10 protein-coding genes are annotated in these 15,523 nt (G+C 32.1%); 9 read left to right on the top strand and 1 reads right to left on the bottom strand.

Annotation, left to right across the window (positions count from 1 at the left end; all coding sequences use genetic code 11):
- Window positions 1-1,758 (top strand): pyruvate kinase, encoded by a 1,758-nt coding sequence (gene pyk, locus IDG45_RS06880; protein WP_001232650.1) that lies wholly within the window; start codon window positions 1-3, stop codon window positions 1,756-1,758.
- A gap of 349 nt (window positions 1,759-2,107) precedes the next feature.
- Here pyk and IDG45_RS06875 read toward each other — a convergent pair whose 3' ends face one another.
- Window positions 2,108-3,469 carry an amino acid permease gene (locus tag IDG45_RS06875; RefSeq protein WP_000818525.1) on the bottom strand — a complete coding sequence of 454 codons (1,362 nt, stop codon included), beginning with the start codon at window positions 3,467-3,469 and terminating at the stop codon, window positions 2,108-2,110.
- A gap of 347 nt (window positions 3,470-3,816) precedes the next feature.
- Between IDG45_RS06875 and IDG45_RS06870 the strand changes: the two genes are divergently transcribed.
- The 8 genes from IDG45_RS06870 (at window position 3,817) to coaE (ending at window position 15,446) form a co-directional block, all read left to right on the top strand.
- Entirely contained in the window at window positions 3,817-4,938 is a 1,122-nt protein-coding gene (locus IDG45_RS06870; protein ID WP_000829164.1) for a citrate synthase, read from the top strand.
- A gap of 48 nt (window positions 4,939-4,986) precedes the next feature.
- Window positions 4,987-6,255, top strand: a complete 1,269-nt coding sequence (gene icd / locus IDG45_RS06865) for an NADP-dependent isocitrate dehydrogenase (protein ID WP_000123175.1) — start codon at window positions 4,987-4,989, stop codon at window positions 6,253-6,255.
- A 389-nt stretch (window positions 6,256-6,644) separates the two neighbouring features.
- On the top strand, window positions 6,645-7,349 hold the full coding sequence (locus tag IDG45_RS06860; protein ID WP_000080026.1) for a response regulator transcription factor: 705 nt from the start codon (window positions 6,645-6,647) through the stop codon (window positions 7,347-7,349).
- On the top strand, window positions 7,349-9,010 hold the full coding sequence (gene pnpS, locus IDG45_RS06855) for a two-component system histidine kinase PnpS (RefSeq protein ID WP_072433282.1): 1,662 nt from the start codon (window positions 7,349-7,351) through the stop codon (window positions 9,008-9,010). Before IDG45_RS06860 ends, pnpS begins: the two co-directional genes overlap by 1 nt.
- Before the next feature lie 498 nt (window positions 9,011-9,508).
- Complete coding sequence (locus IDG45_RS06850) at window positions 9,509-10,996, top strand: hypothetical protein (RefSeq protein ID WP_168784184.1); 1,488 nt, start codon at window positions 9,509-9,511, stop codon at window positions 10,994-10,996.
- A 292-nt stretch (window positions 10,997-11,288) separates the two neighbouring features.
- Window positions 11,289-13,919: a DNA polymerase I gene (polA, locus tag IDG45_RS06845; RefSeq protein ID WP_001038318.1), complete on the top strand. Its 2,631-nt coding sequence runs from the start codon at window positions 11,289-11,291 to the stop codon at window positions 13,917-13,919.
- A gap of 15 nt (window positions 13,920-13,934) precedes the next feature.
- A complete protein-coding gene (mutM, locus tag IDG45_RS06840) occupies window positions 13,935-14,807 on the top strand; it encodes a bifunctional DNA-formamidopyrimidine glycosylase/DNA-(apurinic or apyrimidinic site) lyase (RefSeq protein ID WP_001114459.1) in 873 nt (290 codons plus the stop codon).
- 15 nt (window positions 14,808-14,822) lie between these two features.
- Window positions 14,823-15,446 (top strand): dephospho-CoA kinase, encoded by a 624-nt coding sequence (gene coaE, locus IDG45_RS06835; protein ID WP_001127171.1) that lies wholly within the window; start codon window positions 14,823-14,825, stop codon window positions 15,444-15,446.
- Window positions 15,447-15,523 lie beyond the last annotated feature (77 nt).

The following is a 15,523-nucleotide window of genomic DNA, read 5'->3' as shown; positions in this document are numbered from 1 at the left end:
ATGAGAAAAACTAAAATTGTATGTACAATTGGACCAGCTTCAGAATCAGAAGAAATGATTGAGAAATTAATCAATGCTGGTATGAACGTTGCACGATTAAACTTTTCACATGGTAGTCATGAAGAGCATAAAGGTAGAATTGATACAATTCGTAAAGTAGCTAAAAGATTAGACAAAATTGTAGCAATTCTATTAGATACGAAAGGTCCAGAAATTCGTACGCATAATATGAAAGACGGTATCATTGAACTTGAACGTGGTAACGAAGTTATTGTTAGCATGAATGAAGTTGAAGGAACACCTGAAAAGTTCTCAGTAACATATGAAAACTTAATTAACGATGTTCAAGTAGGTTCATACATTTTACTTGATGATGGCTTAATTGAATTACAAGTTAAAGATATTGATCATGCTAAAAAAGAAGTTAAATGTGATATTTTAAACTCTGGTGAGCTTAAAAACAAAAAAGGTGTTAACTTACCTGGTGTAAGAGTAAGTTTACCTGGTATTACAGAAAAAGATGCTGAAGATATCCGTTTCGGTATTAAAGAAAATGTTGACTTCATTGCAGCAAGTTTCGTACGTCGTCCTAGTGATGTTTTAGAAATTCGTGAAATTTTAGAAGAACAAAAAGCTAACATTTCAGTATTCCCTAAAATTGAAAACCAAGAAGGTATTGATAATATTGCGGAAATTCTTGAAGTGTCTGATGGTTTAATGGTTGCACGTGGTGACATGGGTGTTGAAATTCCACCTGAAAAAGTACCAATGGTTCAAAAAGATTTAATCAGACAATGTAACAAATTAGGTAAACCAGTTATTACAGCTACACAAATGTTAGATTCTATGCAACGTAACCCACGTGCTACACGTGCAGAAGCTAGTGACGTTGCCAACGCAATCTATGATGGTACAGATGCAGTAATGTTATCTGGTGAAACTGCTGCTGGTTTATATCCTGAAGAAGCTGTTAAAACAATGAGAAATATTGCTGTATCAGCTGAAGCAGCCCAAGATTACAAAAAGTTATTGTCAGATCGTACTAAATTAGTTGAAACTTCATTAGTGAATGCTATCGGTATTTCGGTTGCACATACAGCTTTAAACTTAAATGTTAAAGCAATTGTAGCTGCTACTGAAAGTGGTTCAACAGCACGTACTATCTCTAAATATCGTCCACATTCAGACATTATTGCGGTGACTCCAAGTGAAGAAACTGCACGTCAATGTTCAATTGTTTGGGGTGTTCAACCTGTAGTTAAAAAAGGACGTAAGAGTACAGATGCATTGTTAAACAATGCAGTTGCAACAGCTGTTGAAACTGGTAGAGTAACTAATGGTGATTTAATCATTATTACTGCTGGTGTACCAACCGGTGAAACTGGAACTACTAATATGATGAAAATCCACCTAGTTGGTGACGAAATTGCTAATGGTCAAGGTATTGGACGTGGATCAGTTGTTGGTACTACGTTAGTTGCTGAAACTGTTAAAGATTTAGAAGGTAAAGATTTATCTGACAAAGTTATCGTTACTAACTCAATCGATGAAACGTTTGTACCTTATGTAGAAAAAGCTTTAGGCTTAATTACAGAAGAAAATGGTATTACATCACCAAGTGCAATTGTTGGTTTAGAAAAAGGTATTCCAACAGTTGTAGGTGTAGAAAAAGCTGTTAAAAACATAAGCAATAACATGTTAGTTACGATTGATGCTGCTCAAGGTAAAATCTTTGAAGGATATGCAAACGTACTATAATTTATAAAAAAACGTCTTTCCATTTATTAACAATGGAAAGACGTTTTTTGGTTCATCAGGTATTTTATGACGTAATTAATAGGTTATTTGATAATGAGAGTGTATGAATGGCAATCAATATATAAATGTTTATATCTTTTATACATGTAGGTTATCACCTTTAAACTTTCACTCATATTACTTTGGAAAGTTATTATAAAATAGAAGTATGGATGTATTTCTGAAATGATACATGATTAAATAGATGAGAAAGTAAAAGTATTGAGCCAAGTACGCAATTTAATATTATAAGTTGCATATAAAATCCCCTGTTGAACTTTAATATATTCAACAGGGGTAAAACTTGTTGTTATTTATTTGATTTAGCAGCGATACGTTTATATCTTAAGTACATAAATGCTAAAAGTATAAACCAAATCGGAATAAAATAAATTGCACGTCTTGTATCAACATTAATAAATAATAACCCGAACACAAAAATGAAGAATACAAATATTAAGTAGCCCATATATTTACCACCTAATAGTTTGTACGTAGCATTTTTATGTAGATCTGGGTTTTTACGACTATAATTGATATATGCAATGATAATCAGACCCCATACAACTAAAAATAACACTGTAGAGATGGTAGTCACATACGTAAATACTTTTGTCGCATCTGGGAAAATATAGTTTAGTAATGCTGCCACAAGTAATAATGCTGATGAAGCAAAGATTGCAACATGTGGAACGCCATATTTATTCGTTTTAGAAAAGTTCGGAGGTGCTTGTTGTTGACTTGATAAACCGAAAAGCATACGGCTATTTGAGAATATACCACTGTTACATGATGAAGCAGCAGCGGTTAATACTACAAAATTAATCAAGCCCGCAGCAAACGGAATTCCGATCAATGCGAATAATTTTACGAATGGACTGTTATCAGGATCAACTTGCTGCCAAGGGATAATAGACATGATAACCGCTAACGCACCAACGTAAAATATTAAAATTCTAATGGGTACACTGTTAATTGCTTTTGGAATTGTTTTAACTGGATCTTTTGTTTCCCCAGCTGTAACACCAATCATTTCAATTCCTACAAATGAGAATAATGCCATTTGGAAAGACATAAAGAATCCAGAAGCACCTTTAGCGAATATGCCGTGTTCATATAGATTTGTGAAACTGGCATGCCCGAATTGAGTTTTAAATGCAAATAGAATCATGACGAAACCAACTACTATTAAACCAATAATTGTCGCTATTTTAATGATAGAGAACCAAAATTCTAATTCTCCGAAAAGTCTTGCGCTAAGTAGGTTGAATGACATTAATAACAGTACACAAAATAGTGCACTTATCCAGTTTGGAATTTCTGGGAACCAAAAGCTAACATATTTTGCCACAGCCGTTACTTCAGCCATACCTGTAATAATCCAACAGAACCAGTATGTCCATCCGGTAACAAATCCTGCAAAAGGCCCAATATATGTATTGGTTACATCTGCGAAAGATTTAAATTCAGTATTCTGTATAATGATTTCTCCTAAACCTCGCATAAACATAAATAACATAAATCCTATAATGATGTATGTTAATAGAATTGAAGGGCCGGTTAATGCAATCGTTTGACCAGCACCTAAGAATAAGCCTGTACCAATTGCACCGCCAATTGCAATTAATTGTATGTGGCGATTGCTCAGTTCCCTTTGTAATTTTTCAGCCATAATACATCTCCCTTAAATATAGATATGTTTATTATGCACTTATATTGAGATATATACAATTATTTTCGGTAAAAATGTGTAAAATTCCATGTTAATATACTTTGGTTTTTATAATCATATATAATAACCAATTGAAAATTTAATTCTATTGTAAAATTCATGGATTATTCACATCTTGAAAAAGCTTTAATGGTGCTATTTGTGGCTATTCTGTGACATTTACATAGATTTACAAAACAATTGTTGCACATATAATGCCAGTTTTTATATTTCACAAACGAAATGCGTTTAGCTATAATATTAGTTGAAAGCCATTTCATAAAGAAACAGTAAAGGGGAAATTTATCATGGCAGAATTACAAAGAGGTTTAGAAGGGGTTATCGCAGCGGAGACTAAAATAAGTTCAATTATTGAAAGTCAATTGACTTATGCCGGCTATGATATTGATGATCTAGCTGAAAATGCGCAATTTGAAGAAGTTATTTTCCTATTATGGAACTATAGATTGCCAAATGAAGAAGAGCTTGCTCATCTAAAAGGGAAATTAAATCAATACATGACATTAAATCTTCGTGTGTATACACATTTTGAGGAGTATGTTACAGATCACGTGCATCCAATGACAGCATTACGTACGTCGTTATCATATATTGCACATTTCGATCCTGATGCTGAAAATGAATCAGATGAAAATCGTTATGAAAGAGCAATGCGTATACAGGCTAAAGTAGCATCATTAGTTACAGCGTTTGCTCGAGTAAGACAAGATAAAGAACCACTTAAGCCTAATCCTGACTTAAGTTATGCGGCAAACTTCCTATATATGTTACGTGGGGAATTACCAACAGATATAGAAGTAGAAGCCTTCAATAAAGCACTTATTTTACACGCTGATCATGAGTTGAACGCATCTGCATTTACAGCACGTTGTGCGGTATCATCATTGTCAGATATGTACTCAGGTATTGTAGCAGCTGTAGGTTCTCTGAAAGGGCCATTACATGGTGGTGCAAACGAACAAGTTATGACGATGTTATCTGAGATTGGGTCAATTGAAAATGTTGATGCTTACTTAGATGAAAAATTTGCTAATAAAGATAAAGTAATGGGCTTCGGTCATCGTGTATATAAAGATGGCGATCCTAGAGCGAAATATTTAAGAGAAATGAGCCGTCAAATTACGAAAGACGCTGGTCGTGAAGAATTATTTGAAATGTCAGTGAAAATGGAAAAACGTATGGCAGAAGAAAAAGGATTAATTCCTAATGTTGATTTTTATAGTGCGAGTGTTTATCACTGTATGGAAATACCTCATGACTTATTCACGCCAATCTTTGCTGTAAGTCGTTCTGCAGGATGGATTGCTCATATTTTAGAACAATATAAAGATAATAGAATTATGCGTCCTAGAGCGAAATATATTGGCGAAACGAATCGTAAGTATATCCCGCTTGAAGAAAGAAAATAGTCAATACAAATTAAAAATGAAGATGTAAAATTTGGAGGTAAAATAACTATGACTGCAGAAAAAATTACTCAAGGAACTGAAGGATTAAACGTACCTAACGAACCAATTATCCCATTTATTATCGGTGATGGAATTGGACCGGATATTTGGAAGGCAGCAAGCCGAGTTATAGATGCTGCTGTTGAGAAAGCCTATAATGGCGAAAAACGCATTGAATGGAAAGAAGTGCTAGCTGGCCAAAAAGCATTTGATACAACTGGTGAATGGTTACCTCAAGAAACACTTGATACAATTAAAGAATATTTAATTGCTGTTAAAGGACCTTTAACAACACCAATTGGTGGTGGTATTAGATCATTAAATGTAGCTTTACGCCAAGAATTAGATTTATTTACTTGTTTAAGACCGGTACGTTGGTTTAAAGGAGTACCATCACCTGTTAAACGTCCACAAGATGTTGATATGGTTATTTTCCGTGAAAATACTGAAGACATTTATGCTGGTATTGAATTTAAAGAAGGTACAACAGAAGTTAAAAAGGTAATTGACTTCTTACAAAACGAAATGGGTGCGACAAACATTCGATTCCCAGAAACATCAGGTATTGGTATTAAACCAGTTTCTAAAGAAGGTACTGAGCGATTAGTTAGAGCAGCTATTCAATATGCTATCGATAATAATCGTAAATCAGTTACTTTAGTTCATAAAGGTAATATTATGAAATTTACAGAAGGCTCATTTAAGCAGTGGGGTTACGATTTAGCATTAACTGAATTTGGTGATCAAGTATTCACTTGGCAACAATATGACGAAATTGTTGAAAATGAAGGCAGAGATGCTGCTAATGCTGCACAAGAAAAAGCTGAAAAAGAAGGCAAGATTATCATTAAAGATTCTATTGCTGACATTTTCTTACAACAAATTTTAACTCGTCCAGCTGAGCATGATGTTGTAGCAACTATGAACTTGAATGGTGACTATATTTCAGATGCTTTAGCTGCACAAGTTGGTGGTATTGGTATTGCGCCAGGTGCAAACATTAATTATGAAACAGGTCATGCTATTTTTGAAGCAACACATGGTACAGCTCCAAAATATGCAGGTTTAAATAAAGTGAATCCATCTTCAGTAATTTTAAGTTCTGTATTAATGTTAGAACATTTAGGATGGCAAGAAGCAGCAGATAAGATTACAGATTCAATTGAAGATACAATTGCTTCAAAAGTTGTTACTTATGACTTTGCCCGTTTAATGGATGGTGCTGAAGAAGTTTCTACATCAGCATTTGCAGATGAATTGATTAAAAATTTAAAATAAGCAAAATAAACTTAGGTGAGTCTAGCAACTTTAATTGCTAGGTTCGCCTTTTTAAATGAATTGAAGTTGGCAACAGGACAGAAATAATAAAGAGTCACTAATGATTGATTATGTAGTGTTTCTTACACATTAACCAAAGCGAATGTGTACATAAGCATAGGAATAAATGAGTAAAACTCATGCATAGGTAGTGGGATAGAAATGATATTTTCACAAAATTTATTTCGTTGTCCCAGAGTAAGTCATGCAAATTATAGAAGGAAATATAAGAAGTATTTTATTTATGTGTAAAGTAATGTAAAAAATGTGTAAAGATAATGTGTAGGATGTTATTTTTATAAATAGTTCGGTTATAATGTAAATATAATTATAAGTTAGGGAGGCATACCATGTCGCAAAAAGTGTTGGTAGTAGATGACGAACATTCAATCGTAACATTACTTAAATATAACTTAGAAACAGCTGGTTATGAAGTTGTTGTCGCATTTGATGGTGATGAGGCTTTAGAAAAGGTAGAAAATGAACAGCCAGATTTAATTATTTTAGATGTTATGCTACCTAAAAAAGATGGCATTGACGTATGTAAGACTGTAAGAACAAATAAAAATTTAGTCCCTATATTAATGTTAACGGCGAAAAATGATGAATTTGATCGGGTATTAGGTTTAGAATTAGGTGCCGATGACTATATGACTAAGCCTTTTTCACCTAGAGAAGTTGTTGCTCGTGTGAAAGCTATTTTAAGACGTTCTCAATTTGTAAAAGAAGTAGAAGAGATTGACGATGATATTACCATCGGATCGATACGTATTAGACCCGATTATTTTGAAGTATATAAGCATAATGAGCTATTGGAGCTAACACCGAAAGAATTTGAACTGTTGCTTTATTTGATAGAAAGACAAGGCAGAGTCATTACGAGAGAGCATATGTTAAATACGGTATGGAATTATGAATTCGCAGGAGACTCAAGAATTGTTGATGTACATATCAGTCATTTAAGAGATAAATTAGAAGATAATCCTAAGAAGCCACAACTTATTAAAACTGTGCGTGGCTTAGGCTATAAATTGGAAAGACCTAAAGAACAATGATGAAGTTTCACCACCGCTTAATGTTATTGATAAGCAGTATATTAATTATCAGTTTTATTACATTAGGCATTATTATTCACGCTTCCATCACATATGTTTTATCAGAAAAACACGAACAAGCTCTAGCAACAGATGCAAGATCATATATTTATTTAGTCCAAGATAATGAGATTGATAAAGTTAAAGAAATTGTAAAACAGCAAAATATAGATTTATTGATAACTAAAAATGATAAAAAGGTGTTTAGTAGTGGCAAACTGAAAGCTATCCCAAATAGTGATAGCTTTATTCAAAAAAAGGACGTTTTTATTTTTAATAAGAAGGTTAACGGTTATCATGTATGGATTAAAGGTTACAATAACGATATTACAGAAATGCATTGGACGTTGTGGAAATATCTTATATTGACATGTTTAGTTGTACTTATCTGTCTGTATTTTGCAAGCCGTAGTTTTAAGCGTACACTAATCCGTCCTATTCAAGAAGTTACTTATGCAACACAATTGTTGGCAAATGGTTATTATCACATACGTGTACCTGAAAGTAATGTTGTAGAAACTAAAGCGCTTTTTGTGTCTACCAATGATTTAGCACGACGCCTTCAAAAGCTTAATAATGAGCAAAAAATTCAATCCAACCGTTTAAAAACAACGATTGAAAATATTCCAAGTGCTATTTTAATGATAGATCGAAATGGAAAAATCGTTGTTGCAAATAAAGCGTATTACGAACAGTTCAACATCTCGCATAATATTGAACAAGTAGGCTATCACGGCTATGTTAATACTGAAATTGAGCAATTAATTTTAGAAAGTTTTAAAGTTGAAAAACCTATCTATGAACAATTGGAAGTTGCAATAAACCAAGTCCATGCCAAGTACTTTGACATTTCATGCGTTCCGATTTTAACTAGGTCTCAAAAAAGTTTGCAAGGGATTTTAGTTGTGATGCATGACATTACAAATCTGAAACAACTTGAAAATTTAAGACGTGAATTTGTAGCAAATGTTTCACATGAATTAAAAACACCTATTACTTCAATTAAGGGGTTTGCTGAAACGCTTATTGATGGTGCAAAAAATGATGCGGAATCATTAGACATGTTTTTGAACATAATTTTAAAAGAATCAAATCGAATAGAATCTTTAGTAACAGATCTGTTAGATTTATCGCATATTGAGCAACATACCGAGTTAGATACAGACTATATGAATTTATCAGATTTAACGCGGCGTATTATTGATAATATGATGACTCAAGCCAATCAAAAAAATATTTCCATTCATACTGATATTGAAAAAGATGTCATTGTTAAAGCACAAGAAAGTAAAATTGCTCAAGTTATCACGAATTTGTTAACGAATGCAATTAACTATTCTTATGAAGATGGAGATATTAACGTTCGTGTGTATCGAGATGACTTTCGTGTCATTTTCGAAGTACAAGATTTTGGTATAGGTATTAAATTAGAAGACCAACAACGTATTTTTGAAAGATTTTATAGAGTAGATAAAGCACGAAGTAGAGATTCTGGTGGGACAGGTCTTGGATTATCAATTACAAAGCATATAGTAGAGGCCCACCAAGGCAATATTGAAGTGAATAGTCAAGTTGGCAAAGGCTCAACGTTCAAAGTTATTCTAAAAGATTATAAAGAATAAAAATTAAAGTGGTAACAGCGCGTGTATTTTTCACGAAGTTGTTGCTGCTTTTTTATTTCGTTCAAATCTCTATTGGTATTAAATTAGAGTTAATGAATTGGAATAAATTCGGTTGTCAATTTTGTCATTAGCATATATCGTTTTGTAAGTTATAAGTAATAGATTGTTGTGAATCAAGCAATTTTATAATATATTTATTATAATAAAGAAATTTTAGTAATGCGCTTAAAATAGATGCTTAATTAAAAAGTAATAAGTTTTATTTGAACGGAAATAAATCTTAATTTAAACACTTGAATAGACAAGTGTAATCATTCGTCATAGAAAAAGACGAGGGGCGATTTAGATAAATTGTTGAAAGTAATATTAAATACCTTGTTTATCTAATTTGATTGAGGAAACATGCATAGGTGAAAATTAGAAATACATTAAAAATATTGAATTAATTTTTCGACCTACAAGTTGAGGAAAATTTAACTAGATTTGAGGATTAGCAAAGTGAAAACAATTCAATTACACAAGACAACTTTGATATTAATTGCGATATTATTGTTTTATACTTTTATGGGTATCTTACTACCACTCATGCACGATGATTTACAATGGTTTAGCAATTATAATACTGATATTTTAAAAGTAGGATTTGCATCACTTAATGGTCGCTATATCGGAAATATCTTTGAAATTATAGCTGTACATGTAAGCTGGTTACGTTGGCTTTCATATGGTCTCATTAGTATGGGGATCATTTGGATGATTATGCACATTACACGTTGTAAAGCGTGGACAAGCTATTATTTGTTAGCATTTTCTTTAATGTTAATTTTACCAAGTGCTATTTATGCAGATACATTTGGCTGGTTTGCAGGATTTTACAATTATGCGACATCAACACTAATTTCACTCTTTATCATTTATTATTGTATTAATGCAATTATATATAAAGAAAAGCAGCCGGTAAGTGTTACAGTACTATTCTATGTTTTATGCTTCTTCGGTCAATTATTTATGGAGAATGTGACATTATTCCACTGTATCATTTTAATTTTAGCTTTTCTGTATGAATTTACTGCAAATCGAACACTTAATTATAAATTATTGTTTTCATTTATGATTGCTACTATAGGTACAATCATTATGTTTTCCAATCCAAATTATCGCAAAATTTTATTTGAAGGATCAGAATATCAACAAGTTTCTAATAATCAAGGTATCTTTTCAAAATTTGCAGAAATGATATCAACGTCACTTCCATATGGTGTCATTTTCAGTCAGGTTATAATTTTAAGTATGATTGCAGCGCTTATTATTTATCTACTGCTTAGAAGTGATCGGTATGTACATTTAACAATATTAAAGCGGCGTATCATTATGATAGGATTTATCACTTTACCGCTTTATTATTTACTATTTTACAATCAGTTTTTATTAAATAAAAATACAGATATTGGATTGGTTGGTTTTGCGAACATAATTGTATGTGGTTACTTTGCGTTTTCGATATTTGTAGGTATTTATTTGTCTATTAATGATCGTAAAACACAAATTACTTTATATTCCTTACTTATTGCAATATGTGTTTCTGCGTCGACACTAGTCATTGTTACTCCAATTGAACCAGGTAATTTTTTGATTGTTTATACGATACATGTAATCATTTTAATTATTTTAGTAAAAGAATTTCGGAAATATAAGTCAATCAATGTTGATTTTATTAAAGGTGCATCACTAGTTTTAGCTATGATATATCTTAGTGCATTTATTTATGTTCATTATGAACATGAAAAAAGAGTTCAGTTATTAAAACAACAAATTAAAGATCATCCACGACAAGAGGTTTATACAGTGGAATCATTGCCGTTTGAACATTATATGCATCATCCGTCACCAATCAATAAAAATTACCAAGAGTGGTTTAATAATTATGAAGAATTACCGAAAATGACCAAAGTTAAATATATTCCATTTGGTTCTGACGATTCATAACTTATTTTTACCTATAAAAATTTAAAATAGCAGCATAAAAATATTAAAAAGTAGACATAATCATGAAATGATAATGTGCATCTCAAAAGTTGGACTTTTAACCTGACTTTATGGAGTGCTCATCAAGAACAATCATGATTATGTCTTTTTATTTTTTAGTTTAGTCTATATAGTCACTTGTTTTATTTGAAATTAGGTCGTGTATAAATACTCTATGAGATAGTTTCTTTAATTACGACATCACAGTCGAATATGCTAAAATATATATAAATTAGTTCTGGAGGTTAAAATTGTGAATAAATTAGTATTAATCGATGGTAATAGCTTAAGTTTTAGAGCTTTTTATGCATTACCTTTGTTATCAAACAAAGCAGGCATTCATACCAATGCAGTATATGGTTTTGCAATGTTACTAGAGAAGATTTTAAAAGAAGAAAAGCCAAATCATTTTTTAGTAGCGTTTGATGCAGGTAAAACGACTTTCAGACATGAAAAATATAGTGAATATAAAGGTGGACGCCAGAAAACGCCGCCTGAACTAAGTGAGCAATTTCCTTATATACGCCAATTATTAGATGCTTATCATATTAAACGTTATGAATTAGATAACTATGAGGCAGATGATATTATCGGAACTTTAAGTAAAGAAGCAGATAAAGCGGGCTTTCAGACAATTATTATTACGGGAGACCGAGATTTAACACAACTTGCTACGGATAATGTAACCATTTATTACACTAAAAAAGGTGTTACTGATGTTGATCATTATACACCTGACTTTATTGCGGAAAAATACAACGGGCTAACACCTAATCAAATTATTGATATGAAAGGATTAATGGGAGATACTTCTGATAATATACCAGGTGTTGCAGGTGTTGGAGAGAAAACAGCAATAAAATTGCTGAACCAATTTGACACAGTAGAAGGTGTCTATGAACATTTAGATGAAATTTCAGGTAAAAAGTTAAAAGAAAAACTTCAAAATAGCAAAGAAGATGCATTAATGAGTAAAGAATTAGCAACGATTAATGTAGATAGTCCGATTGAAGTAAAACTTGAAGATACGTTAATGACTAATCAAGGTGAACAACAAGAAAAAATCGAATTGTTTAAGAAGTTAGAATTCAAACAATTGTTGGCTGACATTGATCAATCAGCTAGCGTTGAAGATGCAATAGAAAAGACATTTGAAATTGAAACGTCTTTTGATAATGTTGATTTTACTTCATTGAAAGAAGCGGCCATCCATTTCGAATTAGACGGTGGTAACTATTTGCGAAATAATATTTTAAAATTCTCTTTATTTACAGGTGAGAAACATATTGTAATTAATGCGGATGACATAAATAATTATGCCGAACTAGTTTCGTGGTTAGAAAATCCGAATACGAAAAAAGTCGTATATGATGCTAAAAAAACATATGTAGCATCACATAGATTGGGAATTGATATTCAAAATATTTCATTCGATATTATGTTGGCCAGTTATATAATTGATCCATCTCGTACGATTAGTGATGTTCAATCAGTTGTTTCATTGTACGGTCAAAGTTTTGTGAAAGACGATGTGAGTATATATGGAAAAGGTAAGAAATTTAAGGTGCCTGAAGATGATGTTTTAAATCCATATGTTGCTTCTATTACTGATGCAATTTACTTTGCGAAACCAAATATGGATAAACAATTAGAAGAATACAATCAAGCAGAACTCTTAGCTGATTTAGAGCTACCGCTAGCTAAGATTTTAAGTGAAATGGAAGAAATTGGTATATATACAGATGTTCACGATTTAGAAGAAATGGAAAAAGAAATTCAAGAAAAATTAGACGTCTTGATTCGAAATATCCATGATGCAGCTGGTGAAGATTTTAATATAAATTCTCCTAAGCAATTAGGTGTTGTATTGTTTGAGACATTACAATTACCTGTTATTAAAAAGACGAAAACAGGATATTCTACTGCTGTAGATGTCTTAGAGCAATTGCAAGGTGAACATCCTATCATTGATTATATTTTAGAATATCGTCAATTATCTAAGTTACAGTCTACTTATGTTGAAGGATTGCAAAAAGTAATTAGTGATGATCAACGTATCCATACACGTTTTAACCAAACTTTAGCGCAAACTGGACGTTTATCAAGTGTAGATCCTAATTTACAAAATATTCCGGTTAGACTTGAAGAAGGGCGTAAAATAAGAAAAGCCTTTAAACCAACTTCAAAAGATAGCGTTATATTATCAGCAGATTATTCTCAAATTGAATTGCGTGTATTAGCACACATTACACAAGATGAGAGTATGAAAGAAGCATTTATCAACGGCGATGATATTCATACAGCAACTGCTATGAAAGTATTTGGTGTAGAAGCTGATCAAGTCGATAGTTTAATGCGTCGTCAAGCAAAAGCGGTTAACTTTGGAATTGTTTATGGGATAAGTGATTATGGTTTAAGTCAAAGTTTAGGTATTACTCGTAAAAAAGCAAAAGCATTCATTGATGATTATTTAGCTAGTTTCCCAGGTGTAAAACAATATATGTCTGATATTGTAAAAGATGCCAAAGCTTTAGGTTACGTGGAAACATTGCTACATCGTCGACGCTATATTCCTGATATTACGAGTCGTAACTTTAATTTACGCGGCTTTGCTGAACGTACTGCTATGAATACGCCAATACAAGGCAGTGCTGCAGATATCATTAAACTGGCAATGGTTAAATTTGCGCAAAAAATGAAAGAGACAACATATCAAGCTAAACTATTATTACAAGTACACGATGAATTAATTTTTGAAGTACCTAAGTCAGAAGTAGATTCATTTAGTGAATTTGTAGAAGAGATAATGGAAAATGCATTGCAATTAGATGTTCCATTAAAAGTAGACTCAAGTTATGGTGCAACTTGGTATGATGCAAAATAAAGTGAGGTTAATGGTATGCCCGAATTACCAGAAGTAGAACATGTAAAAAGAGGAATTGAACCCTACGTTATAAATCAAAAAATTGAACACGTTATATTTTCGGATAAAGTAATCGAAGGTAAGGCTCAAGGCAAGGAAACAATTATAAAAGGAATTGAATTAGATACTTTTAAAACTTTATCGGAAGGCTATACCATTACTAATGTAGAACGAAGAAGTAAATATATCGTTTTTCAACTAGATAATAAACGAGAACAACGTACATTAATTAGCCATTTAGGAATGGCGGGTGGTTTTTTCATTGTAGATGAACTTGAAGATATTATGATACCTAATTATCGTAAGCATTGGCATGTTATTTTTGAACTGTCAAATGACAAAAAGTTAATTTATTCAGATATACGTCGTTTTGGAGAAATTAGAAATGTTGCGTCTGTAGCATCTTATCCTTCATTTTTAGAAATAGCGCCTGAACCTTTTACAAATGAAGCATTGACGTATTATTTAAATCGAATTAATCAACAGTCTAATAAGAATAAACCAATCAAACAAGTGATTTTGGATCATAAAGTAATCGCAGGTTGCGGAAATATTTACGCATGTGAAGCGTTGTTTCGTGCAGGTGTTTTACCAGATAAAAAAGTAAAAGACTTAACACATCAACAACAAGAAATGGTTTTTTATTATGTTAGAGAAGTACTAGAAGAAGGTATTAAGCATGGCGGTACAAGTATTTCAGATTATCGTCATGCTGATGGAAAAACTGGTGAGATGCAATTGCATCTTAATGTATATAAGCAGCCGGTATGCAAAGTGTGTGGAAGTCAAATTGAAACAAAAATCATCGCGACAAGAAATAGTCATTATTGTCCAGTATGTCAAAAATAAAGAAAGAGTGAAATTATGCCGAAAGTTATTGGTCTAACAGGTGGAATCGCCTCAGGAAAATCAACAGTATCAGAACTCTTATCCGTATTCGGTTTTAAAGTAGTAGATGCTGATAAAGCAGCCAGGGAAGCTGTTAAAAAGGGGAGTAAAGGTTTAGCTCAAGTACGAGAAGTCTTTGGTGATGAAGCAATTGATGAAAATGGTGAGATGAATCGTCGTTATATGGGTGATTTAGTGTTTAACCATCCAGAAAAACGCTTAGAATTAAATGCTATCATACATCCTATCGTGCGAGATATTATGGAAGAAGAAAAGCAAGAATATTTAAAACAAGGATATAATGTAATCATGGATATTCCATTATTATTTGAAAATGAATTGGAAAATACAGTAGACGAAGTGTGGGTTGTATACACTTCTGAAAGTATACAAATGGATCGTTTAATGCAACGTAATAATTTGTCATTAGAAGATGCGAAAGCTCGTGTCTATAGCCAAATTTCTATTGATAAAAAAAGCCGAATGGCCGATCATGTTATCGATAATTTAGGGGATAAACTTGAATTAAAACAAAACCTTGAGAGATTGTTAAAAGAAGAAGGTTATATTGAAAAGCCGAATTACGGAGAAGAAGATTAATATCACTCTATAAATAAGTCATTACTTTACGTACGCGTTGATGTATGTAAGTAATGACTATTTTTTATAAAAAAGAT

This window comes from Staphylococcus sp. EG-SA-10 (genome assembly GCF_017151945.1).
GTDB lineage: Bacteria > Bacillota > Bacilli > Staphylococcales > Staphylococcaceae > Staphylococcus > Staphylococcus aureus.
Note: the sequence above shows the minus strand (reverse complement) of the source record. Positions and strands in the feature narration are given on the sequence as shown.